19 protein-coding genes, 3 pseudogenes and 1 riboswitch are annotated in these 22,261 nt (G+C 71.4%); of the genes and pseudogenes, 14 read left to right on the top strand and 8 right to left on the bottom strand.

Features of this window, described 5'->3' with window-relative positions; genetic code table 11:
• Window positions 1-65: 65 nt before the first annotated feature.
• Entirely contained in the window at window positions 66-752 is a 687-nt protein-coding gene (locus StrepF001_RS03520; protein WP_129796787.1) for a DUF5995 family protein, read from the bottom strand.
• A 193-nt stretch (window positions 753-945) separates the two neighbouring features.
• On the opposite strand from StrepF001_RS03520, the gene StrepF001_RS03515 reads away from it, so the two are divergent.
• Window positions 946-2,076: a glycoside hydrolase family 6 protein gene (locus tag StrepF001_RS03515; protein WP_129797498.1), complete on the top strand. Its 1,131-nt coding sequence runs from the start codon at window positions 946-948 to the stop codon at window positions 2,074-2,076.
• On the opposite strand, the gene StrepF001_RS03510 is transcribed toward StrepF001_RS03515, so the two are convergent.
• Both StrepF001_RS03510 and StrepF001_RS03505 read right to left on the bottom strand, forming a co-directional pair.
• Window positions 2,058-3,449, bottom strand: a complete 1,392-nt coding sequence (locus tag StrepF001_RS03510; RefSeq protein WP_129796786.1) for a solute carrier family 23 protein — start codon at window positions 3,447-3,449, stop codon at window positions 2,058-2,060. The two genes, StrepF001_RS03515 and StrepF001_RS03510, sit on opposite strands and share 19 nt — an antisense overlap.
• Window positions 3,450-3,550: 101 nt before the next feature.
• Window positions 3,551-4,762, bottom strand: coding sequence for an MFS transporter (locus tag StrepF001_RS03505; protein ID WP_129796785.1), 1,212 nt, complete (start codon window positions 4,760-4,762; stop codon window positions 3,551-3,553).
• 128 nt (window positions 4,763-4,890) lie between these two features.
• Here StrepF001_RS03505 and StrepF001_RS03500 point away from each other — a divergent pair.
• Window positions 4,891-6,086 (top strand): annotated as a pseudogene (locus tag StrepF001_RS03500) (ROK family transcriptional regulator).
• On the opposite strand, the pseudogene StrepF001_RS03495 reads toward StrepF001_RS03500, so the two are convergent.
• Window positions 6,083-6,837, bottom strand: a pseudogene (locus StrepF001_RS03495) (SDR family oxidoreductase). The pseudogenes StrepF001_RS03500 and StrepF001_RS03495 overlap by 4 nt on opposite strands.
• Before the next feature lie 102 nt (window positions 6,838-6,939).
• On the bottom strand, window positions 6,940-7,101 hold the full coding sequence (locus StrepF001_RS45430) for a hypothetical protein (protein ID WP_165396150.1): 162 nt from the start codon (window positions 7,099-7,101) through the stop codon (window positions 6,940-6,942).
• Between the two features lie 257 nt (window positions 7,102-7,358).
• Window positions 7,359-7,489: riboswitch (FMN riboswitch) on the top strand.
• Between the two features lie 148 nt (window positions 7,490-7,637).
• On the opposite strand from StrepF001_RS45430, the gene StrepF001_RS03490 reads away from it, so the two are divergent.
• From StrepF001_RS03490 to StrepF001_RS03450, 9 genes and pseudogenes are all read left to right on the top strand, one after another.
• Entirely contained in the window at window positions 7,638-8,240 is a 603-nt protein-coding gene (locus StrepF001_RS03490; RefSeq protein ID WP_129796784.1) for a riboflavin synthase, read from the top strand.
• Window positions 8,237-8,878: a nicotinamide mononucleotide transporter family protein gene (locus StrepF001_RS03485; protein WP_129796783.1), complete on the top strand. Its 642-nt coding sequence runs from the start codon at window positions 8,237-8,239 to the stop codon at window positions 8,876-8,878. The genes StrepF001_RS03490 and StrepF001_RS03485 overlap by 4 nt, the downstream gene beginning before the upstream one ends.
• Entirely contained in the window at window positions 8,875-10,173 is a 1,299-nt protein-coding gene (locus StrepF001_RS03480) for a bifunctional 3,4-dihydroxy-2-butanone-4-phosphate synthase/GTP cyclohydrolase II (RefSeq protein ID WP_129796782.1), read from the top strand. Before StrepF001_RS03485 ends, StrepF001_RS03480 begins: the two co-directional genes overlap by 4 nt.
• 25 nt (window positions 10,174-10,198) lie before the next feature.
• Window positions 10,199-10,684: a 6,7-dimethyl-8-ribityllumazine synthase gene (ribH, locus tag StrepF001_RS03475; RefSeq protein ID WP_129796781.1), complete on the top strand. Its 486-nt coding sequence runs from the start codon at window positions 10,199-10,201 to the stop codon at window positions 10,682-10,684.
• A 34-nt stretch (window positions 10,685-10,718) separates the two neighbouring features.
• Window positions 10,719-10,991 carry a phosphoribosyl-ATP diphosphatase gene (locus StrepF001_RS03470; RefSeq protein ID WP_031486114.1) on the top strand — a complete coding sequence of 91 codons (273 nt, stop codon included), beginning with the start codon at window positions 10,719-10,721 and terminating at the stop codon, window positions 10,989-10,991.
• Between the two features lie 45 nt (window positions 10,992-11,036).
• The gene (hisG, locus tag StrepF001_RS03465) at window positions 11,037-11,885 is read left to right on the top strand and encodes an ATP phosphoribosyltransferase (RefSeq protein WP_129796780.1); all 849 of its coding nucleotides are present in this window, start codon (window positions 11,037-11,039) and stop codon (window positions 11,883-11,885) included.
• Between the two features lie 16 nt (window positions 11,886-11,901).
• Complete coding sequence (locus StrepF001_RS03460) at window positions 11,902-12,354, top strand: PH domain-containing protein (RefSeq protein ID WP_129796779.1); 453 nt, start codon at window positions 11,902-11,904, stop codon at window positions 12,352-12,354.
• A 214-nt stretch (window positions 12,355-12,568) separates the two neighbouring features.
• The gene (locus StrepF001_RS03455; protein ID WP_129796778.1) at window positions 12,569-13,900 is read left to right on the top strand and encodes a hemolysin family protein; all 1,332 of its coding nucleotides are present in this window, start codon (window positions 12,569-12,571) and stop codon (window positions 13,898-13,900) included.
• Window positions 13,897-14,916, top strand: a pseudogene (locus StrepF001_RS03450) (hemolysin family protein); the annotation flags it as partial. The gene StrepF001_RS03455 and the pseudogene StrepF001_RS03450, both read left to right, overlap by 4 nt.
• Before the next feature lie 225 nt (window positions 14,917-15,141).
• On the opposite strand, the gene StrepF001_RS03445 reads toward StrepF001_RS03450, so the two are convergent.
• Together StrepF001_RS03445 and StrepF001_RS03440 are read right to left on the bottom strand one after the other, a co-directional pair.
• The gene (locus StrepF001_RS03445; protein WP_129796777.1) at window positions 15,142-17,007 is read right to left on the bottom strand and encodes an AAA family ATPase; all 1,866 of its coding nucleotides are present in this window, start codon (window positions 17,005-17,007) and stop codon (window positions 15,142-15,144) included.
• A gap of 434 nt (window positions 17,008-17,441) precedes the next feature.
• Entirely contained in the window at window positions 17,442-18,062 is a 621-nt protein-coding gene (locus StrepF001_RS03440; RefSeq protein WP_129796776.1) for a hypothetical protein, read from the bottom strand.
• 214 nt (window positions 18,063-18,276) lie between these two features.
• Here StrepF001_RS03440 and StrepF001_RS03435 point away from each other — a divergent pair, with 214 nt between their 5' ends.
• The 3 genes from StrepF001_RS03435 to StrepF001_RS03425 all read left to right on the top strand — a co-directional run bounded on the left by StrepF001_RS03435 (window position 18,277) and on the right by StrepF001_RS03425 (window position 20,690).
• A complete protein-coding gene (locus StrepF001_RS03435) occupies window positions 18,277-19,671 on the top strand; it encodes a peptidase C39 family protein (RefSeq protein WP_129796775.1) in 1,395 nt (464 codons plus the stop codon).
• Between the two features lie 153 nt (window positions 19,672-19,824).
• Entirely contained in the window at window positions 19,825-19,965 is a 141-nt protein-coding gene (locus tag StrepF001_RS03430; RefSeq protein WP_129796774.1) for an SCO1431 family membrane protein, read from the top strand.
• A gap of 65 nt (window positions 19,966-20,030) precedes the next feature.
• Entirely contained in the window at window positions 20,031-20,690 is a 660-nt protein-coding gene (locus StrepF001_RS03425; protein WP_129796773.1) for a TetR/AcrR family transcriptional regulator, read from the top strand.
• A 56-nt stretch (window positions 20,691-20,746) separates the two neighbouring features.
• Here StrepF001_RS03425 and StrepF001_RS03420 read toward each other — a convergent pair whose 3' ends face one another.
• Window positions 20,747-21,979: a glycoside hydrolase family 18 protein gene (locus tag StrepF001_RS03420; protein ID WP_129796772.1), complete on the bottom strand. Its 1,233-nt coding sequence runs from the start codon at window positions 21,977-21,979 to the stop codon at window positions 20,747-20,749.
• Window positions 21,980-22,261: the final 282 nt, after the last annotated feature.

Genomic DNA, 22,261 nt, shown 5'->3' with positions numbered 1-22,261 from the left:
TCCGTTTCTGTCGAACGTACAGCTCTCACACAGGAGTTCCGGCGCACGGCACGGCCGGGGCCGGATCAGTCCGGCAGCGGGGTGAGCATCATCCGTCCCGCCAGGCCCACCGCCGCGTCGAGGCGGTCGGTGAACTCCCGGGCGACGTCCGGGAGCCGGCGCAGTGCCCACAGGGCCCGTGCCGTCGACCAGGTGGCGTCCCGGGCGCGCTCCAGGCTCCAGGCGCCCAGCAGATGGGTGAGCGGGTCGGCGATCTGCAGCAGGTCCGGACCCGGCATCAGATCTTCGCGGATGCGCTCCTCCAGCGTCACGAGGAGGTCGCCCACGCGGTCGAACTCGTCCTCCAGGTCGCCGGGTTCGCAGTCGAGCGTACGACAGGCGTCCACGACGGCGAGCGCGAGGTCGTGCCCGATGTGCGCGTTGATGCCCGCGAGCGCGAACTGCAGCGGTCGTACGCCGGGATGGCGACGGTACTGGAACAGCGGTCGCCAGCAGGCAGGCGGGCGACGCTCCTCGGCGGCCGCGTCGACCGCCGCCAGATAGCGTTCCGCGAACCGCACGTCCAGCGTGATCGCGGCCCGCGGGTCCGGGAACCGTCCTGCGTCGATGCGCCGGTCGACGGCCTCCGTGACGGCGAGGTAGACGCGGTTGAAGACCGCGACCCCGTCCCGCGCCGGAAGGGCCGCGTCCAGCGCGCGCATCCGGGCGACCACCGCGTCGACGGGAGTGGTGAACTGTTCCAACTGCGTCATGGGGGCAGGGTCCCAGTCCTAGGCTTGCCCGAGTGCCGACGGGCCCGACGCTTCCCCGGAACGGGGGAACGCGCCCGTCGCGCGGGGCCGAGAACGGGCCGAAGAGGGGGGGAGCAGCACCGTGTCAGGCTTACGTGCCCGGCGCCTGGCCGCTCGCAGGGCCGAGCGCCGTCGCGCCGTCCGGCGGGGCGCCATGGTGGCGGCGGCTTCCGTCGTGGTCGCGGTCGGTACGGTCACCGGCGTGCTGACCGCGGGGGACGACGGGAACGGTTCGGACCAGGCGCGGCCGTCGCCGACCGGGTCCGCCTCGACGCGTCTGGAGCGTCTGCCGGTCGTGCCGTCGTCGCCGGTGACGCCTTCTCCTGCGCCGTCTCCGTCTGCATCCGCATCCGCGACCAAGAAGGGGGCGCCCACGCCCTCGTCCAGCCGGACCGAACGGGAACAGCGGACCGCCACCGTGCACACCCGGCTCTACCGCCATCCCGAGTCCCAGGTCCTCGACTGGGTCCGGGCCAACCCCGACGATCCGCGCCGCTCGGTCATCGAGTCCCGTATCGCCGACCAGCCTGCCTCCGTGTGGTTCGCCGACTTCACGCCCGCGACCATCACCTCCCGGGTCGCGGCCGTCACCTCAGGAGCCGCTGCGCAGGGCCGGGTGCCGGTCGTCGTGGTGTACGCCGTCCCGGACCGCGACTGCGGCGGCCACTCCCAGGGAGGGGCGCCGGACCTTGCCGCGTACGACGCGTGGATCGACCGATTCGCCGCCGGGCTGGGCTCGGACGACGTCATCGTCGTCCTGGAGCCCGACTCCGTCGCCCAGGCCGGCTGTCTCTCCGCCGGCGACCGCGCCGACCGCTTCGCCTCCCTGGCCCGCGCGGGCCGCGTCCTCAAGGCCGCCAACCCCAGGGCGCGGGTCTACCACGACGCCGGCCACTCCGGCTGGAACCCCGCCGCCGAGCAGGCGGCGCTGCTGAAGCAGGCCGGCGCGGCCTCACCCGCCTCCTCCGACGGCATCTTCAGCAACGTCTCCAACTTCCACCGCACGGCCGACGAGATCGCCTACGACCGACAGGTGCTCGACGCCCTGGGCGGCCCGGCGAGCCTCGGCGCCGTGATCGACACCAGCCGCAACGGCAACGGCGCTCCCGCCGACGGCGAATGGTGCGACCCGGCGGGACGGAAGATCGGCCGGGCGCCCACCACGAACACCGGCGAGGAGCGGATCGACGCCTACCTGTGGGTGAAGCTGCCGGGGGAGTCGGACGGGTGCAAGGGCCGGCCCGGCACCTTCACACCCTCGTACGCCTACGACTTGGCGCGCTGAGCCCCCTCGTCGTAGCGGGACGTGCCCTCGTCCAACAGCGGCGCCTGCGTCTTGAGGTGGGCGGGGGCGAAGGCCCGCAGCGCGTGGTAGCCGGTGATGACGACGAGCGTGCCCAGCGCGATGCCGCTCAGCGAGAAGCTGTCGGTGAACTCCATGGAGACATTGCCGACGCCGATGATGATGCCCGCCGCGGCCGGCACCAGGTTGAGCGGATTGCGCAGGTCCACCTTGGCGTTGATCCAGATCTGGGCGCCGAGCAGGCCGATCATGCCGTACAGGATGACGGTGATACCGCCGAGCACCCCGCCCGGGATCGCGGCCACCACCGCGCCGAACTTCGGGCAGAGACCGAAGAGCAGCGCGAAGCCCGCGGCGGCCCAGTAGGCGGCCGTCGAGTAGACGCGGGTCGCCGCCATCACACCGATGTTCTCGGAGTACGTGGTGTTGGGCGGGCCGCCGACCGCGGTGGAGAGCATCGAGCCGACACCGTCGGCGGAGATCGCCGTACCGAGCTTGTCGTCCAGGGGGTCGCCGGTCATCTCGCCGACCGCCTTGACATGGCCCGCGTTCTCGGCGACCAGCGCGATGACGACCGGCAGCGCGACCAGGATCGCCGACCACTCGAAGGACGGCCCGTGGAAGGTGGGCAGGCCGATCCAGTCGGCCTGGCCGACGCCGGAGAGGTCCAGGCGCCAGTGGTCGGTGAGCTTGCCGCTCGCGTCCACCGAGTGGATCCTGCCGAAGATCCGGTCGAAGGCCCAGGAGATGCCGTAGCCGAAGACCAGACCGAGGAAGATCGCGATGCGCGACCAGAAACCACGCAGACAGACGACGGCCAGGCCGGTGAACAGCATCACCAGCAGGGCCGTCCACTGGTCCTGCGGCCAGTACGTGGACGCCGTGACCGGAGCGAGGTTGAAGCCGATCAGCATCACCACCGCGCCGGTGACGATCGGCGGCATCGTCGCGTGGATGATCCGCGCCCCGAACCGCTGCACCGCCAGACCGACGAGGAACAGCGCGACGCCGACGACGAAGACCGCGCCCGTCACGGTGGCGCTCGTACCGCCCTGCGCGCGGATCACCGCGGCGACGCCCACGAAGGACAGGGAGCAGCCGAGGTAGCTGGGTACCCGGCCGCGGGTCGCGAGCAGGAACACGACCGTCGCGACGCCCGACATCATGATCGCCAGGTTGGGGTCCAGGCCCATGAGGACCGGCGCCACGAAGGAGGCCCCGAACATCGCCACCACGTGCTGGGCGCCGAGCCCGGCCGTGCGCGGCCAGGACAGCCGCTCATCGGGCCGGACCACCGCCCCGGGTGCGGGGGTGCGTCCGTCGCCGTGCAGTTTCCAGCGGACGCCGAGATCCATGTGAGGTGTCGCTTTCGTTGTGCGTGCAGTCCGTCCGGACCATTGTCAGGGCAGGCCGGGAGTGCTTCGCACACGTGAGCGCTCGCGTGGGAGCAACCCCTTCAGGGCCGCGGGTCGGGAACTGCTGCGCTCGGCGGACCGACCTTCGGGCGGTCCCGGTCGCCCGAGCGCAGAACGCCCGCGAAAGCCGTGAGTCCGCACGACAGGACGGTCACCAGGCCGAACGACACCACCAGGCTCGTCGCCTGTGCGAGGGAGCCGATCGCACTCGGGGCGATCAGGCCGGAGGTGTACGTGATGGTGGCCACACCGGCGATGGCCTGGCTGGGGTTCGGCCCGCTGCGGCCCGCCGCCGCGAAGCACAGCGGGACGACCACCGCGATGCCCAGACCCATCAGCGCGAACCCGGCCATCGCCACCGCAGGATGGCCGGCGACGACGATCAACAGCCCGCCGAGGGTCGCGAGGACACCGCTGAAGCGGACCGTGCGCACGGAGCCGAAACGGTCCACCACACGGTCGCCCGCGAGCCGGGCGAGCGCCATGGTGAGCGTGAAGCCGGTCGTGCAGGCGGCCGCGAGCCCCGCCGAGCTCCCCAGCTCGTCCTCCAGATAGACGGCCGACCAGTCGAGGCTCGCCCCCTCCGCGAACACCGCGCAGAATCCGACCGCGCCGATCAGCACCGCCGACTTCGGCGGCAGCGCGAACCGCGGTGGCGGTTCCTCGTCCTCGGTCGGCTGCAGGTCCAGCACCCAGTGGCACGCCACCAGGCCCAGCAGGGTCAGGACCGCGGCCGCCAGAGCATGATGCAGCCGGGCGTCCGAACCCAGGTGCGCGGCGAGCGTGCCGCCGGCCGAGCCGACCAGCGCGCCCGCGCTCCACATGCCGTGCAGGCCGGACATGATCGACTTCCTGAGACGGTTCTCGACCTCCACGCCGAGCGCGTTCATGGCGACGTCCGCCATGCCCGCCGTGGCGCCGTAGACGAACAGGGCCAGGCAGAGCGTGAGCAGGTTGGGAGACAGGGACGGCAGGATCAGCGCCAGCGTCCACAGGGAGAGCAGTCCGCGCAGCGCGGTGCGGGCGCCGAAGCGGTGGCTGATCCGGCCCGCGAGCGGCATCGCGACGGACGCCCCGAGCGCCGGGAAGGCCAGCGCGAGGCCCAACTGGCCCGCGCTCACCGAGGCGTGGTCCTGGATCCACGGCACGCGGGTCGCGAAGGAGCCGGTGACGGCGCCGTGCACGGCGAACACGGCGGCCACCGCGTACCGTGCGCGCTTCACCTCGCGGTGCTCGTGGACCACGTCACTCATGTTCCCGCCCCTTGTCGCGTCTCGGCCTCGCCTTGTCCGCCGCGTAAACTATCAGGGACCCTGCCTGATAGATAGGGGATTCCGGCGGCCGTACGTCGTGCGGCCCCGCCGTCTGGAAGGATCCCGGCATGCCCGCAACCCCCAGCACCGCCCGGGCCATCAACGACCGGCTCGCCCTGCGACTGCTGCAGCAGGAGGGCCCGTTGACGGCGGGGCAGTTGAAGCAGCTGACCGGGCTGTCCCGGCCGACCGTCGCCGACCTCGTCGAACGCCTCACCGTCTCCGGTCTGATCGCCGTGGTCGGGGAGGCGGGGGAGCAGCGGCGCGGGCCCAACGCCAAGCTGTACGGGATCGTCGCCGACCGGGCCCATCTGGCCGCGCTCGACGTGCGCACCGAGGGCGTCTCCGTGGTCGTGTCCGACCTGCTCGGCCGGGTGCTCGCCGAGGCGTCCGTGCCGATCGACGGCGACGCGGGGACGGGGCCCGCGGTGGAACAGGCGGTCGCCCTCGTCGAACGTGTGGCGAAGGAGGCCGGCGCCGACCAGCTGCACACCCTCGGCATCGGCGCCCCCGGCCTGATCGACCCGGCCACCGGCGAACTCCGCGACTCCTCCGGCCTGCCCGAGTGGCACCGCCGCCTGGTCGCCGCCCTGCAGGAACGGCTCCCCGACGCCCGCGTCATCGTCGAGAACGAGACCAACCTCGCCGCCCTGGCCGAGCAGCGGGACGGTGCGGCCCGGGACCGGGACACGTTCGTGCTGCTGTGGCTCGGCCACGGCACCGGTGCCGCGGTGGTCCTGGACGGGTTGCTGCGCCGCGGGGCCTCCGGCGGCACCGGCGAGATCGGGTTCCTCCCGGTGCCGGGGACGGCCGGCCTGCCCTCTGCCACCGACTGCGAGGGCGGCTTTCACTCCCTGGCCGGGGCGGCGGCGATCGCCCGGCTGGCGGGGGAGCACGGGTGGTCGGCTCGGCGGGGGCGGTGAGCCGGTGGCAGCGGCGTTGGTGCGGGACGCGGTGGCGGCCGTGTCCGCCGGCGTTTCCGACGCCGCCCCCTTCCTCGACGCCCTCGCGGACCGTCTGACCGTGGGCGTCGCTTCCGTCGTCGCCGTCCTGGACCCCGGTTGTGTGGTGCTCGGCGGTGAGGTGGGACGGGCCGGGGGATGTCCTCGCCGGGCGGGTCGAGCAGCGGCTGCGGCGGATGTCGCCGCTGGCCACGGAGGTGCGGGCCGGTGTCCTGGGCGGCGGCGCGGTGCTGCGCGGCGCGCTGCTGACCGCGCGCGACCGGGCCCAGGACGAACTGTTCGCACCCCCGGACCGGCCTTAGGCCCCGCGTCCAGCACCGAAGCGTGCCGCCAGGTACTCCTCGAACGTGCCCTTCCCCACGGCCCGTTCCGGTGTGAGATGGCCGCCGTTGCGGAAGCCGCGGTACGCCTTGCCCCACAGCGGCACGCTCACCACCGCCCGACGTCGTCCCGTGGCCTTGAGGTAGGCGCGGGCCAGCGAGTCGAGGGTCCTTACCTCGGGGCCGCCCATGTCCTCGACCCGCCCGCCGGTGCCCCCGCCGCCAGCTCCGCGAGCCGGCCCGCGACCTCCGCGACCTCGATCGGCTGGTCGTTCACCCCGGCCGGCAGCAGCATGACCGGCGGCTTGGCCAGAATGTCGAACACCCGGACCGGCAGGTCGTGGAACTGGGTCGTGCGCAGCACGGTCCAGCCCAGCCCCGACTCCTCGATCAGCCGCTCCACGGCGAGCTTGGTCTTGTAGTAACCGAACGGCACCCGGTCGATCCCCACGATCGAGATGTAGACCAGGTGGCCCACGCCGGCCAGGCGCGCCGCCGCGATCAGATGTGCGGCCGCCTCCTCGTCTCCGCCGCGCGGCGAGGTCGCGCAGTGCACGATCGTGTCCACGCCCTCGACGGCCGCGTCCAGACCGCTGCCCCCCTCACGCAGATCGACCGCGTACGGCTGCGCACGCCGGCTGAGCACCCGCACCTCGTGCCCGTCCGCGCGCAACCGCTCGGTGAGGATCCGGCCGAGCGTCCCGGTACCGCCGGTCACCAGGATCGTGGTCATGCTGTTCAGCTCCTTCGGACGCCGTGCGCTCCCAGGTGGAGCGCCCTTCGTCAGCTGTGCCCCGGTAGCCCTCGGGAAATGTGACCACCGCGCCGGGGACGATCAGACACGCGCGAGCCGACCTCGTACACATTCCAGCTTGTCCGGATTCACCACGGCCCGCAGGTCGGCGATCAGCCCCTCGCGCAGCTCGACCGACACCACCGCGACCAGCGTGCCGCCCGCCCGGACGGCCGGCTCCAGGGGGTCACTCTGCCAGGACACGTGCGTGCGCCGTGGCGAGGCCCGGCGGCGGGCAAGGGCCGTCGTCACCGCCGCCGGGGCCCGCTGGCGCAGACCCTAGAGAGGACTAGACCAGTGCGTCAATAGGTATAAACCAATTTCCAAGCCGGTGCGGCCATGCGGGAGTTGGCGCCCGTTCGCCCGGTCGAGAAGTCCAGTGACGTGACCTGTGAGCCACTCCACACCCATCGCCCGTATGGACGTCGATCCGGCGTGGCACACTTGCCCTGTACCAGAAGCAGCGCACTCCGGGGTCGGTGAAAGTCCGAACCGGCGGTTACAGTCCGCGACCCGGTCGCTTCCAGCGGCCGGTTGACCAGGTGAAATTCCTGGACCGACGGTTAAAGTCCGGATGGGAGGCAGTGCGCGGCGGGCGGGCATTCGTGCGCGCCGCCGTATCGGCTCGTCCAGCAAGGGCGGGTTCTGTCCGGCGTCGTCCTCGGTGCCACAGCCCGTACATTCTGTCGTCCAGCGACAGCCCCGGAGTCCGTGCCCGAAGAGGCAGGAGGACCCGGGAAGTGTTCACCGGAATCGTGGAAGAGCTGGGCGAAGTCACCGCCGTCGAGAACCTCGGCGACGCCTCCCGCTTCCGGCTGCGCGGCCCCGTCGTCACCGAGGGTGCGAAGCACGGCGACTCCATCGCCGTCAACGGCGTCTGTCTCACGGTCGTCGACCACGAAGGCGACGAGTTCACCGCCGACGTCATGGCCGAAACCCTCGACCGCTCCAGCCTGGGCGTCCTCACCGCGGGTTCCCGCGTCAACCTCGAACGCCCCACCGCCGTGGGCGCCCGCCTCGGCGGGCACATCGTGCAGGGCCATGTCGACGGCACCGGCACCGTCCTGGAACGCAAGCCGTCCGAGAACTGGGAGATCGTGAAGGTCTCCCTCCCCGCGGACCTCGCGCGCTATGTCGTCGAGAAGGGCTCCATCACCGTCGACGGCATCAGCCTCACCGTCGTCGAGGCGGGCTCCGACCACTTCACCGTCAGTCTGATCCCCACCACCCTCGCCCTGACCACCCTCGGCCTGAAGCAGCCCGGCGACCCGGTCAACCTCGAGGTCGACGTCATCGCCAAGTACGTCGAGCGGCTCCTGGGCGCCCAGGGGGCGGCCCAGTGAACTGGCTCAACTCCGAGGCGTTCGTCCTCTTCGGCCAGCACATCATCTGGTCGGACATGGTCGGCAACGTCCTCGGTCTGATCACCCTCGCCCTCGGCTGGCGGCGCTCCCTGTGGACCTGGCCGGTGCAGTTCCTGTCCGGCCTCGTCCTCTTCTCGGCGTTCTACGGCCACCTCGCCGGCAGCGCCGGCAAGCAGGTCGTCGTCATGGCCGTCGCGCTGTACGGCTGGTGGCAGTGGAACCGCGGCAAGGGCCGGGCCGCGGACGGCCGTATCTCCGTACGCTTCGCCACCTGGCGCGAGCGCGCGGCGATGATCGCCGCGGCCGCCGCCGGCACGGTCGCCGTGGCCCTGCTCTTCACCGCCTACCCGACCCTGTCCTGGGACCCCTGGCCGGACGCCTACATCTTCGTCGGCACCATCGTCGCCATGTACGCCCAGGCGCGCGGGATGGTCGAGTTCTGGTTCGCCTGGCTGCTCGTCGACCTGGTCGGCGTGCCCCTCAACTTCGCCAACGGCTACGCCTTTTCCGGCTTCGTCTACGTCATCTACGGCGCACTCGTCCTGTGGGGCATGCGCGACTGGTGGCTGCGGTCCCGCAAGGACGCGCGGCCCGTCCTGGAAGGAGCGCCGGCATGAGCGCGGCCCCGATCCTCTACCGCACCGACTACACCGACGACAGCGACGACCTCACCCTCGACCCGATCGAGCAGGCCATCGCCGACATCGCGGCCGGCCGCCCGGTCGTGGTCGTCGACGACGAGGACCGGGAGAACGAGGGCGACCTCGTCATCGCCGCCGAGAAGGCGACCCCCGAGATCGTCGCCTTCATGATGAGCGAGTGCCGCGGCCTGATCTGCGCCCCCATGGAGGGTGCGGAACTGGACCGGCTGCGCCTCCCGCAGATGGTCGAGGAGAACACCGAGTCGATGAAGACCGCGTTCACGGTCTCCGTGGACGCCTCGGCCGTTCACGGTGTGAGCACCGGGATCTCCGCATCCGACCGGGCGACCACCCTTCAGCTGCTGGCGAGCGGCACGGCCGAGCCCGCCGACCTGGTCCGCCCCGGCCACATCTTCCCGCTGCGCGCCAAGCCCGGCGGCGTGCTGGTCCGCAACGGGCACACGGAGGCCGCCGTCGACCTCGCCCGCCTCGCGGGCCTGCGCCCGGCCGGCGCCATCGTCGAGATCGCCGGTGAGGACGGCCAGATGCTGCGCCTGCCCGAACTCGTCCCGTTCGCCCGCAAGCACGGCCTGACGATCATCTCCATCGAGGACCTGATCGCCTACCGCCGCAGCTCCGAGCCCACCGTCCGCCGCGAGGCACAGACACAGCTCCCCACCGCCCACGGCACCTTCACGGCGTACGGCTACCGCTCCACCGTCGACGGCGTCGAGCACGTCGCCCTGGTGCACGGTGAGATCGGCGACGGCGAGGACGTTGTCGTCCGCGTCCACTCCGAATGCCTCACCGGCGACATCTTCCACTCCCTGCGCTGCGACTGCGGCCCCCAGCTGGAGACCGCCCTCGAGCGCATCCAGGCCGAGGGCCGGGGAGTCGTCGTCTACCTGCGCGGGCACGAGGGCCGCGGCATCGGACTGCTGTCGAAGCTCCGGGCGTACGAGCTGCAGGAGCGCGGCCGCGACACCCTCGACGCCAACCTGGAGCTCGGCCTGCCCGCCGACGCCCGGGACTACGCCGCCGGCGCGCAGATCCTGACGGACCTCAAAGTCCGCAGCGTGCGCCTGATGACCAACAACCCCGAGAAGACCGACGCGCTCGTCCGGCACGGCATCGAGGTCACCGACCGCGAGCCGATGCCCGTCCAGGCGGGCGAGCACAACCTCCGCTACCTGCGCACCAAGCGGGACCGGATGGGGCACGACCTGCCGTGGCTGGACACGCCTGCCGTGTCCACCTGCAGCAACCAGTAAGCGAACAACGAGGAGACACGAGAACGTGAGCGGCAAGGGCGCACCGGAACTGTCCGTACGCAATGTGGGTGACCTGCGGGTCGCCGTGGTCGCGGCGCAGTGGCACGAGAAGGTGATGGACGGTCTGGTCGACGGCGCCCTGCGCGCCCTGCACGACCTCGGCATCGACGAGCCGACCCTGCTCCGGGTCCCCGGCAGCTGGGAGCTGCCGGTCGTCGCCAAGGTCCTCGCCGGCCGGGGCTACGACGCGATCGTCGCCCTCGGCGTCGTCATCCGCGGCGGCACCCCCCACTTCGAGTACGTGTGCCAGGGCGTCACCCAGGGCCTCACCCAGGTCTCCGTCGACACCGGCGTCCCCGTCGGCTTCGGCGTGCTGACCTGCGACACCGAGGAGCAGGCCCTGGACCGCGCGGGTCTGTCCGGCTCCAACGAGGACAAGGGCCACGAGGCGGTGACGGCGGCGGTGGCCACGGCGGCCACCCTCCGCTCAGTATCTGAACCATGGCGTTAGGCCGCCCGGTACACCGCGTAAAGTGGGCGCCACCATGTCCAAGAAGACGTTCGAGGAGCTCTTCACCGAGCTCCAGCACAAGGCCGCCAACGGCGACCCCGCCACTTCCCGCACCGCAGAGCTGGTCGGGAAGGGTGTCCATGCCATCGGCAAGAAGGTCGTCGAGGAGGCCGCCGAGGTCTGGATGGCCGCCGAGTACGAGGGCAAGGAGGCGGCCGCCGAGGAGATCTCGCAGCTGCTGTACCACGTCCAGGTGATGATGGTCGCCCGCGGGATCTCCCTGGACGACGTCTACGCCCACCTGTAAGCCGCACCCGTTCCCGTAAGAAACCACGCAAAGGAAGCCGACCTCATGCTGCGCATCGCCGTCCCCAACAAGGGTTCACTGTCCGGCCCTGCGGCGGAGATGCTGCATGAGGCCGGCTACCAGCAGCGCCGGGAGACCAAGGAACTGCGGATCGTCGACCCGGAGAACGAGGTCGAGTTCTTCTACCTCCGCCCCCGCGACATCGCGATCTACGTCTCCTCCGGCCGCCTCGACATCGGCATCACCGGCCGCGACCTGCTGATCGACTCCGGAGCCAACGCCGAGGAGATCCTCCCGCTCGGCTTCGCCCGCTCCACCTTCCGCTACGCCACCAGGCCCGGCACGGCGAACGGCGTGGAGGACCTGAACGGCAGCACCGTCGCCACCTCGTACGAGGGCATCGTCGCCAAGCACCTCGCCGACAACGGCATCGACGCCTCCGTCGTCCACCTCGACGGCGCCGTCGAGACCGCCATCGAGCTCGGCGTCGCCGAGGTCATCGCGGACGTCGTCGAGACCGGCACCTCGCTGCGCAACGCGGGCCTGGAGGTCATCGGCGAGCCGATCATGAAGTCCGAGGCCATCGTCGTCCGGCGGGTCGGGGCGGACACCGAGGAGCCCAAGGTGCAGCAGTTCCTGCGCCGGCTGCAGGGCGTCCTGGTGGCCCGGACGTACGTGATGATGGACTACGACTGCCGCGCCGAGCACCTGGAACAGGCCGTCGCCATCACCCCCGGCCTGGAGGGCCCGACCATCTCGCCGCTGCACAACGAGGGCTGGGTCGCGGTCCGCGCCATGGTGCCGTCCAAGGACGCCCAGCGGATCATGGACGACCTGTACGCCATCGGCGCGCGGGCCATCCTGACCACCGCCATCCACGCCTGCCGTCTCTGAGGGGCGCCACACACCCATGCCGGACTCGACCCCTCTTCCCGAGCTGCCCGTCACCTTCCGGCCGGGCCGCACCCGCGCCGTACTGCTCACCGCGGCCGTCGCGATCTTCGTGACCGTATTGCTGGTCGCGCTGCTGCTGGACCGGCTCAGCACGGCCGAGCGGCTCAGCTTCGTGCTCACCGCGGCGCTTCTGTCGGCGGTGGTGCTGGTGCTGGCCCGGCCGAAGGTCGTCGCCGACGAATCCGGTGTCACGGTCGTCAACTTCGCCAGTACGCGTCGGCTGGCCTGGGCGGAAATCGTCCAGGTACATCTGCGGGTCGGCGACCCCTGGGTGTTCCTCGACCTCAGCGACGGCACCAGCCTGGCCGCGATCGGCATCCAGCCGGGCATCGCCAAGGAGCACGCCATCGCCGACGCCCGGGCGCTGCGAGCGCTGGTCGAGGCCCGGGCCGGGCAACATCACAGCTGACTCGGGCCGACTCCGGGCCGTTCACCCTGCCGTATCGGCCGGTGTCTTGATTAATCTGTTGGCGGAGGCGTGTCCGTTGCGCCTCCGCCCCTGTGGTGCCGGCCGGTGCGCAGGGGTTCCTGCTACCCGAGGAGTGACTCCCTCCGGCGATGGACGGATCGTCCTGCAGTACCTGCGCCGCCCCCTGCCGACATAGCGCACGGGCGGCGGCATCATGACCCTCCCTCTGCTGCTCCTGGCAGCCGCGTTCCTGCTCATTCTCGCCAACGGCTTCTTCGTGGCCGCCGAGTTCGGCCTGGTGACGGTCGACCGCCCGGACGCCGAGAAGGCCGCCGCCGAGGGCGACCGACGCGCCCATCGGGTCGTCGAGTCGCTGAAGGAACTGTCCTTCCAGCTCTCCGGCACCCAGCTCGGCATCACCATCACCTCCCTCGTCGTCGGCATGCTCGCCGAACCGGCGCTCGCCCGGCTGCTGGACGGTCCGTTCACGGCCGTCGGCATACCCGAGGGCGCCGTGCCCGGCGTGGCCGTCGTCGTCGGCATGCTGCTGGCCTCGGCCGTGCAGATGGTGGTCGGCGAACTTGTACCCAAGAACTGGGCGGTGTCCCGGCCGCTGCAGGTCGCACGCTTCGTCGCGGGCCCGCAGCATGTCTTCGCGCGCGTGTTCCGGCCGGTGATCGCCGCACTGAACGCCGTCGCCAACCGCCTGGTCCGCGCCCTGGGCATCGAGCCCACCGAGGAGCTGGCCTCCGCCCGCACCCCCGGCGAACTCGTCTCCCTGGCCCGGCACTCCGCGCGCGCAGGTGCCCTGGAACAGGACACCGCGGACCTCTTCGTACGGACGCTGTCGCTCGGCGAGCTGACCGCACAGCACGTCATGACCCCGCGCGTGAAGGTGAGCGCGCTCCAGTCCTCGGCGACCGCCGCGGACGTGGTCAACCTGACCCGCGCCACCGGCCTGTCCCGCTTCCCCGTCTACCGGGAGAAGATCGACGAAATCGTCGGCATGGTCCACCTCAAGGACGCCCTGGCCGTCTTGTCCTCCGAGCGGCTGCGCACCCCCGTGGGCCGGATCGCCCGGCCGCCGCTGCTCGTCCCGGAGACACTGCCGGTCCGGCCGCTGCTCGCCCGACTGCGCAGCGAGCAGCCGATCGCGGTCGTCGTCGACGAGTACGGCGGCACGGCCGGCGTGGTCACCCTGGAGGACATCGTCGAGGAGATCGTCGGCGAGGTCCGTGACGAGCACGACGACGTGCTCGACGAACAGCCCGAACTCGCCGCCGCTCCGTCGGAGGACGGCCGCCCTGCCTGGGACGCCGACGGCAGCTGCCGGATCGACGTCCTGCGGCGCATCGGCCTCGACGTGCCCGAGGGCCCGTACGAGACGGTCGCAGGACTGGTCGCCGATCTGCTCGGCCGGATCCCGGCCGTCGGCGACCGGGCCGAACTCCCCGGCTGGCGGCTGGCCGTGCGCCAGGTCGGGCACTACCGCGCCGAGCGGGTACGCATCGTGCGCATCGCCCCTGTCATGGAGGCCGTGCGATGAGCGTGCTCCAACTCCTGTTCGCCGCGCTGCTCGTGCTCGCCAACGGCTTCTTCGTGGGCGCCGAGTTCGCACTGGTCTCGGTGCGCCGCAGCCAGATCGAACCGCTCGGCACCGCCCGGGCCCGGCAGGTGCTGTACGGCCTGGAGCGGCTGCCGCAGATGATGGCCGCCGCACAGTTCGGCATCACCGTCTGCTCGCTGACCCTGGGCGCGGTCGCCGAGCCGACGGTGGCCCATCTGCTGGAGCCGGTCTTCGAGTGGATCCATCTGCCGCACGCGATGGTGCACCCGCTGGGGTACGTCATCGCCCTCGCCACCGTCGTCTTCTTCCACCTGGTCATCGGCGAGATGGTCCCGAAGAACCTGGCAATGGCGGCTCCGGAGAAGGCGGCGCTGTGGCTCAGCCCGGGCCTGGTCGCCTTCGCCCGGCTGTGCCGGCCGATCACGGTCGCCCTCGGTGCCTGCTCCCGGGCCGTTCTGCGACTGTTCCGTGTCGAGCCCAAGGACGAGGTGGAGGCGGTCTTCACCAGCGAGCAGCTCAACCGGCTCGTGGAGGATTCCGGCCAGGCCGGCCTGCTCGACCCCGAGGAGGCCGAGCGCCTGGAGGACGCCCTGGAGCTGGGCTCCCGCCCGGTCACCGACGTCCTCCTCCGACGTGAGTCGCTGATCACGGTCAGCCCCTCGGTCACGCCGGGCCGGATCATCGAGCTGACCGCCCGCACCGGCTACTCCCGCTTCCCGGTGGCCGCGGAGAACGGCGCCTTCATGGGGTACCTGCACGTGAAGGACGTACTCGACCTCGAGGACTCCGAACGGGCGGTTCCGCAGCATCTCTGGCGGCCCATGACGACGTTGCGGTCCGAGCTTGCGCTGGACGACGCGCTGACGGTGATGCGCCGGGCCGCCACGCATCTTGCGCAGGTGGCGGACGGGGCGGGCAAGGTGCTGGGGCTGGTGGCGCTGGAGGACGTACTGGAGCTGCTGGTGGGGGAGGTGCGGGATCCGGCGCATCGACAGATGCCGGAGCCGCGGGGGAGTGGGCGCCGGAGGAGGTGCTGGCCGGCTGAGCGGTGCCCGATGCTGGTGCGGGCGGGGTCTTGCTCGCCCGCGCCGGCGGGGTGCCGCTGCGCCCACCCTCCCCCACTCTCGGCTTCGCTCGAGCGGGGGACCCCATCGCCCTGGGGGTCCCCCAGGCCCTTAAGGCACTGGGGGAGGCACGACTGCCCGCAGCTGCGTATGGCGTCACATGGCCGACGGATCCTGCGGCCCCCGCCCCGACAGCACCTCTCCATACGCCTGCATCAGATCCGGCAACCGCAAAGTCGACAAATCATCCCGCGACAACACCCCCGGATACGCCGACAACCGCAGATCCCGGTACGCGCAGCTCTTCTCGTACAGCGTCCGCAGGAACCGCCCGTTGCCCAGCTCGTCGATCCACCCCTGGTCGACGACGTGACCCGCGATCGACCGCAGCTCGTCCAGGGACTCCTCGTCCCACACGTCCCCGTTCTCCGCGGCCAGCACCTCGCCGATCGCGGTGAGCTCGAGGGGCCGGTACGACGGGAAGTCGACGCGGGTGGTGAAGCGGGAGGACAGGCCGGGGTTGGCGGCGAGGAGGCGGTCCATGCCCTCCGGATAGCCGGCCAGGATCACCACGAGGTGGTCGCGGTTGTCCTCGGCCCGCTTCAGCAGTACCTGGAGCGCCTCGTCGCCGTACGCGTCGCCCTTGCCGTAACCGGAGTTGGAGAGCGAGTACGCCTCGTCGACGAAGAGCACACCGCCGAGCGCGGAGTCGATCAGTTCGTTGGCCTTCACGGCGGTCTGCCCCAGGTACTCGCCGACCAGGTCGGCCCGCTGGGCCTCCACGAGATGGTCACCGCCGAGCAGGCCGAGGGCGTAGAAGACCCGGCCCAGGATGCGGGCGACCGTGGTCTTGCCGGTGCCGGAGGGGCCGGAGAAGACGAAGTGCCGCTTGGGCGGCTGGACGGGCAGTCCCTGCACGGCCCGCAGCCGTGCCATGTTCAACTGCGCGGACAGCGCTTTGACCTGGCGTTTCACCGGCTCCAGGCCCACCATGCGCTCGAGCTCGGCGAGCGCCTCCTCGAGTAATGCGGGGTCGGTCGGTCCGGCGGGCAGCGACGGCGCGGGCCCGGTGTTCTTCTCCCGCACCGTCGGGTCGGTGACCGAGGGCGGGGGCCCGGTCGGCGGCAGGCCGGGCTCGGAGAGCTTGAGGTCCCGGCTCTCGCTGCCGTAGAGCGGATCGAGTGCGTCGGGGCCGTCCAGGCTGTCCTGCCCGGTCCCGGCGAGGGCGATCGCGGCGAGGTCGGTGGCGTCGTCGTACCCGTCCCCCTCGGCGATCGCCGCCAGCCGGGCCGAAGTGTCCATGAACGCGGGGTCGACACGGTGCACCGCCCGGTACAGCGGGAGCGCGGCGGCCGAGCGGCCGGTGCCCTCGTGGGCGCGGGCCAGCCAGTAGCGCAGCTCCTTGCGCTGCGGCTGCTCGCTGCGGCAGCGCATCAGGGCCGCCGACAGCAGTGGCTCGGCCTGTCCGTACATCTCGAGGCGGACCCGGGCCATGCCGCCGAACAGACCGGCCTCGATGCCGAGCAGGGGATCGCCCAGCAGCGGATCGGTGTGCCGCACCAACTGCTCCCAGTCCTTCACCAGATAGGCGCGGCAGGCATGCAGGAAGCGCACCTGCGGATCGGTGTCGACGGGCGGCAGACCGGCGAGCGCGCGATCGAGTTCCGGGACGTGGCGGCCGTCCAGCCAGTGCGAGGCGTGCGCGAGCAGCAGATCGCGCGGGCTCTCCAGCACGGGCTGCACCCACCAGCCCAGCCAGTACCAGGAGTTGAGCGTGCGGCGGTGCCGGCTGCGCTGTTCCCCGAAGCGCTCACGGTGGCGGAACATCCTGAGCAGCGCGGTCGTCGTGTCCACGCGCAGCGCGTGCAGCCCCAGCCAGCCGTCGGCCATCCCGGGATCCAGCCGTACCGCGGTCCGGAACTCCTCCTCCGCCTGCGGATAGGCGCCCATCGTGTAGGCGTCCACGCCTCGCAGCCAGGCGAGGTCGGCAGGGGCCTCGGGGCCCTGCGTGCCGAAGTCCATCACGTCCCCCCACAAACCTGCCCCCGCTGGTTCGCCGCCGGGCCGTCGCCCGCCGACCGACTCGGTCCAACCGCTGTGCCGCGGACCGGAGTTGCAACGGTGCGCGGAGCAGCCGTCCGCAGGTCGCACCGAGGGCATCGTACCCGCGGGTCGGTGCCCGCCGAAGGGTGCCGCACCGGCCGTTCGGCGAGGTGGGAGCAGAGGGGGCGCACACTGCGCATGGTGACCGAGGGTGAGGGGATTGCGCCTCGGAGCGCCCGGAAGAAGTGGAAGAGGGCAGAACGAAGCCCCCGATCACGGGGGAACAATCGGGGGCTTCGCGTCTGTGGGCGACCTCGTTCGGCCGCTCATTGAGAACGTAAGTCCTGTACGGGCCCCCGGTCAAGCCGAGTTGAGGCACTCGGCCAAGTTCCGCCGCAGGGGTCTTCACAAATTCAGCACATTGCGGATGGTCCATCACCGTGCGTGACTTGCTGGTCCGGACCAGTAGGTCCGGCGGGCCCCGGGAGCACCTCGTACCCCTCCATCACCTGGCGCACCAGCAGGTCGGCAAAGGGTCGCGAGGGATCCTCGGCGAAATGTCGCCGCTCCGCCACGAGCCACCCGGCCCAGAACTCGCGCTGTTCCGCCCCATCGCGCGACTGCCCGCGTGCCCAGGCCTCCTCGTGGGGCAGCTCCAGCCACAGCAGCTGCGCCAGATGGGGACGCAGAGCGCGGCGGCCCGCGCCGACGCCCTCGACCAGGACCACCGGTGCGGGCGGCAGCGGGCGGGGTGGTCCGAAGTGCCGGGCCCGCCAGTCGTAGGGGGCGTAGTGCGCCGTCTCGCCGCGGCGCAGCGGCTCGATCACCTGGGGCAGCAGCCGGCCGGTCCAGGCGAACAGTTCGTCGTGGCTGGCGATGTCGTCGAGGTGCAGCACCGGCGCGCCGCCCAGTACCTCGGCCAACTGCCCGGCGAACGTGGTCTTTCCGGAGCCCGCGTGACCGTCGACGCCGATCAGTCGGACGGGGCCGCAGGACGGGGGCAGGGTGCGCAGCCTGTGGGCGAGGTCGTGCAGCGCGGGGGCGGGGCGGGGCTGGAGAGCGACACGCCCCCATCATGCCCCGCGCTCGGGCGTGCTCCGATCCAGGTCATGCCAGTGGTCCTGACCAATATTGGTGGGCGCGGCATGCCCCGAAGTGCTGGCAGTACCGGGCGCCCACGGCCATAGTTGGCGCACGCAACTGTGCACTGGACCAGCCCCCGACTCGGACCCCGGGAGTCTTCCGCCCATGAGCAGAGCCGAACAGCCGTCCCGCAGAACCCTCCTGGCCGCCGCGGTCGCCGCCGCCGTCGTGGGCAGTGCGGGCCCGGCGGTGGCCGTCGCCGGAACCCGTCCGGACAACCCCGGACCCCAGCCGGACACCTCCGCGGCCGGCCCCGCCCGGACCGCCGCCCGCTCCGTCGACAACCGTGCCTGGACGACGTACACCGACTGGCGCGGCGGCACCGCCCAGGGCACCCGTGCCGTCGCCGGCGCCCGGCCCGGCGTCGTGATCGCCGCCCCGGCAGGCACCGTCGACTATCGCGACCCGCACACCGGCAAGACCTCCACCTGGGAGTACGCGACCTGGACCTCCCCGGTCCACCGGCTCGCCGTCCCCTCCACCGAGGCCATCGCCTCCTGGAACGCGCACACCCCGGCCGGCACCTGGATCCAGGTCGAACTGCGCGGCACCTACTCCGACGGCACGGACACGCCCTGGTACGTGATGGGCCGCTGGGCGGCCGGCGACCAGGACATCCGGCGGACCTCGGTGGACGACCAGACCGACGGCCGGAGCACCGTCTGGACGGACACCTTCGCCGTCGACGACCCGGCCACCGGCCTGCGTCTCATCTCGTACCGACTGCGCCTGACCCTGTACCGCAAGCCGGGCACCAAGCTCACCCCCACCGTGTGGCGGCTCGGCGCCATGGGCTCCGACGTGCCCGACCGCTTCACCGTCCCCGCCTCGACGCCCGGCCCGGCCGAGGAGCTGATCGTCCCGCGGTACTCGCAGGAGATCCACAAGGGCCAGTACCCGGAGTACGACAACGGCGGCGAGGCCTGGTGCAGCCCCACCTCCTCGCAGATGATCATCGAGTACTGGGGCGGCCGGCTCAGCGAGGAGCAGCTGGCCTGGGTCGATCCGAGCTACGCCGACCCGCAGGTGTGCCACGCCGCCCGGTACACCTACGACTACCAGTACGCGGGCTGCGGCAACTGGCCCTTCAACGCCGCCTACGCCGCGACCTTCAAGGGCCTGCAGGGCGTGGTCACCCGGCTCGGCTCGCTCACCGACCTGGAGACGCTGATCGCCGCCGGGATCCCGGCCATAACGTCCCAGTCGTTCCTCGCGTCGGAGCTGACGGGAGCCGGATACGGCACCTCGGGCCACCTGATGACCGTGATCGGCTTCACCGCCGACGGCGATGTGATCGCCAACGACCCCGCCTCGCCGAGCAACGAGGCGGTGCGACGCGTCTACCGGCGGCGCGAGTGGGAGAACATCTGGCTCAGGACCAAGCGGTACAACGCCTCCGGCAAGGTCGTCTCCGGCACCGGCGGAGTCTGCTACCTCTACTTCCCGGCCCGTCCGACCCCGCGCCAGCGCATGGCGCTCGCGACGGTGGGCGTGCGCTGAACCGGCCCGTGACGGCCCCCGGACCCCCTCCGGGGGCCGTCGGCTGTGACCAACGTCTCCGCCGCAAAAGCCGCCAGGAGTGGCAAGGTGGACGGATCGGCGGGGGAGCCGTGGGGGAGAGTCCACTGCACGCACGACACTCAGCGAGACGCCATGACTGCACACTCAGCCACTGCCGCCCGCGTTCGCACCGGCGGACCCAAGGACGACGGCCCGAAGATCGTCGAGCACGTCATGGGCTGGACGCTCGTCGTGGTGCTCGCCATGCTCGTGACCCAGCTCGGTCTGCTGTGAACTGACCCACACGGCGACCTGACATACTGCGGGTGTCCCGCCGCCCGTTGGAACCAGGGTCGACAGTGAAGATCAGTCAACAGCGCGACGCGGCCCGCCCCCGGGCGCGTGGCACCGAGCGGTCGCTGGCGCGCCGCGCCGAACTCATCGCCATCGGGCGCAGGTTGTTCGCCGACACGTCGTACGACGCGCTGTCGATGGACGACATCGCCCGGCAGGCGCATGTCGCCAAGGGGCTGATCTACTACTACTTCCACTCCAAGCGCGGCTACTACCTGGCCATCGTCCAGGACTCGGTCGCCGACCTGGTCACCTTCGCGGCCGGCGGCCTGGAACTCCCGCCGGTGGAGCGGGTCCACCGCACGATCGACGGCTATCTGCGCTACGCCGAGCACAACCACGCCGCGTACCGCACGATCGTCAGCGGCGGCGTCGGTTTCGACACCGAGGTGCAGGCGATCCGGGACGGGGTGCGCGAGGCGATCGTCGCGACCATCGCCGAAGGGGCGTACGGCAGGCGGAAGATCGACCCGCTCGCGCGGATGGGACTGCTGGGCTGGGTGTGCGCCGTCGAGGGCGCCACCCTCGACTGGATCGATCGGCCCGAGCTCTCCCGCGACACGATGCGTGAGCTGCTGGTGAAGACCCTCGGTGGTGCCCTGCGCGCCATCGAGGAACTGGACCCCGCCTACCCGGCCCCTGCGTCCGCCCGCCGGGACCCCTGAGCGAGGGGCGGAGGCCCGAGAAGGAACCTCCGCCCCAGGTGAACCGTTCCCTGCAGCTAGTTGATCGCCTTGATCAGCTCACCGTCCGCGGTGTCGCCGCTCAGCTCCCAGAAGAAGGTGCCGCCCAGGCCCTGCTGGTTCTTGTACGTCATCTTGGTTGCGACGGTCGCGGGGGTGTCGTAACTCCACCAGTCGTTTCCGCACTTGGCGTACGCGGTGCCGCCCACCGTGCCGGTCGCCGGGCACTTTGTCTTCAGCACCTTGTAGTCCTCGATGCCGTCCTCGTACGTTCCGTCCGCCGCCCCGGTCGCGGTGCCGCCGGGTGCCGACTGGGTCACGCCGGTCCAGCCGCGCCCGTAGAAGCCGATGCCGAGCAGCAGCTTGGAGGCCGGGATGCCGAGGCCCTTGAGCTTGGCGATGGTGGCCGACGTGTGGAAGTCGGCCTTCGGGATGCCCGAGTACGAGGTCAGGGGCGAGTGGGGGGCCGTCGGGCCGGTGGTGTCCCAGGCGCCGAAGAAGTCGTACGTCATCGGATTGTACCAGTCGACGTACTGTGCGGCGCCCGCGTAGTCGGCCGCATCGATCTTGCCGCCGGGTGTGGCGTCCGCGGTGATCGCCGCGGTGACCAGGTTGCCGGAGCCGAACTTCGCCCGGACGGCCGCCATCAGGTTCTTGAACGCGTCCCGGCCGCTGGTGTCACAGGTGGCGCCGCACGCGTTCGGGTACTCCCAGTCGAGGTCGATGCCGTCGAAGACGTCCGCCCACCTGGAGTTCTCGACCAGGTCGTAGCAGGACTGGGCGAACGCGGCCGGGTTGCGGGCGGCCTCGCCGAAGCCGCCGGACCAGGTCCAGCCGCCGAACGACCACAGGACCTTGAGGTCCGGGTGTTTCTGCTTCAGCTTGCGCAGCTGGTTGAAGGTGCCACGCAGCGGCTGGTCCCAGGTGTCCGCGACGCCGTCCACCGACTCGGCGGCGGTGTAGGCCCGGTCGGTCGCCGCATAGGCGTCACCGATGGCGCACTTGCCGCCGGTGACATTGCCGAAGGCGTAGTTGATGTGGGTGAGCTTGGCTCCGGAGCCGGAGGTCTCGATGTTCTTGACCAGGTACTTGCGGTCGTAGGTGCCCCACTCCGTGAAGTAGCCGACGACCTTGGAGCCGGCTGCGCGTTCCGCTGTGGGGGCGGCGGTGGCGGTGCCGACGCCGGCGAGCAGTCCGGCGCCGAGGACGGCGGAACACGCGGCGGCGAGAAGGGCCCGGAACCGGGCGCGGGGACGGTGGGAGGTTCGCATCGGGTGTCTCCTCGTGGGGGAGAGGGGGACGGGCGCCGATTGGCATGAACGCGATGAAGCGTCGGTTGGTCCGTCACAGTAGGAGGACTAGACCAGTCGGTCAATGGTGCGGACCAATTTGGGCGGTCGGAGGTTTCCTGAAGTAAGCGACCGTTAACCGGTGACTCGATGCCTCCGATCGGGCATACTCACAGCGCACAGTCGCTGGTCAGCGCCTTCCGTGACCCGGGAGCCGGAGCGTCGGCTGGGCACCCGTGAGACCCGGCGGAGCCGCCACACCCA

It is taken from the genome of Streptomyces sp. F001 (genome assembly GCF_004187715.1).
GTDB lineage: Bacteria > Actinomycetota > Actinomycetes > Streptomycetales > Streptomycetaceae > Streptomyces > Streptomyces flavusporus.
This window is presented reverse-complemented; position numbering and strand designations above follow the sequence as displayed.

Bases quoted from the DNA above. Each gene is read 5' to 3' on its own strand.
- StrepF001_RS03520 (WP_129796787.1), bottom strand. From the start codon at position 752: ATGACGCAGTTGGAACAGTTCACCACTCCCGTCGACGCGGTGGTCGCC.
- StrepF001_RS03515 (WP_129797498.1), top strand. From the start codon at position 946: ATGGTGGCGGCGGCTTCCGTCGTGGTCGCGGTCGGTACGGTCACCGGC.
- StrepF001_RS03510 (WP_129796786.1), bottom strand. From the start codon at position 3,449: ATGGATCTCGGCGTCCGCTGGAAACTGCACGGCGACGGACGCACCCCC.
- StrepF001_RS03505 (WP_129796785.1), bottom strand. From the start codon at position 4,762: ATGAGTGACGTGGTCCACGAGCACCGCGAGGTGAAGCGCGCACGGTAC.
- StrepF001_RS03480 (WP_129796782.1), top strand. From the start codon at position 8,875: ATGAGCGCGGCCCCGATCCTCTACCGCACCGACTACACCGACGACAGC.
- StrepF001_RS03470 (WP_031486114.1), top strand. From the start codon at position 10,719: ATGTCCAAGAAGACGTTCGAGGAGCTCTTCACCGAGCTCCAGCACAAG.
- hisG (WP_129796780.1), top strand. From the start codon at position 11,037: ATGCTGCGCATCGCCGTCCCCAACAAGGGTTCACTGTCCGGCCCTGCG.
- StrepF001_RS03460 (WP_129796779.1), top strand. From the start codon at position 11,902: ATGCCGGACTCGACCCCTCTTCCCGAGCTGCCCGTCACCTTCCGGCCG.
- StrepF001_RS03455 (WP_129796778.1), top strand. From the start codon at position 12,569: ATGACCCTCCCTCTGCTGCTCCTGGCAGCCGCGTTCCTGCTCATTCTC.
- StrepF001_RS03445 (WP_129796777.1), bottom strand. From the start codon at position 17,007: ATGGACTTCGGCACGCAGGGCCCCGAGGCCCCTGCCGACCTCGCCTGG.
- StrepF001_RS03435 (WP_129796775.1), top strand. From the start codon at position 18,277: ATGAGCAGAGCCGAACAGCCGTCCCGCAGAACCCTCCTGGCCGCCGCG.
- StrepF001_RS03430 (WP_129796774.1), top strand. From the start codon at position 19,825: ATGACTGCACACTCAGCCACTGCCGCCCGCGTTCGCACCGGCGGACCC.
- StrepF001_RS03420 (WP_129796772.1), bottom strand. From the start codon at position 21,979: ATGCGAACCTCCCACCGTCCCCGCGCCCGGTTCCGGGCCCTTCTCGCC.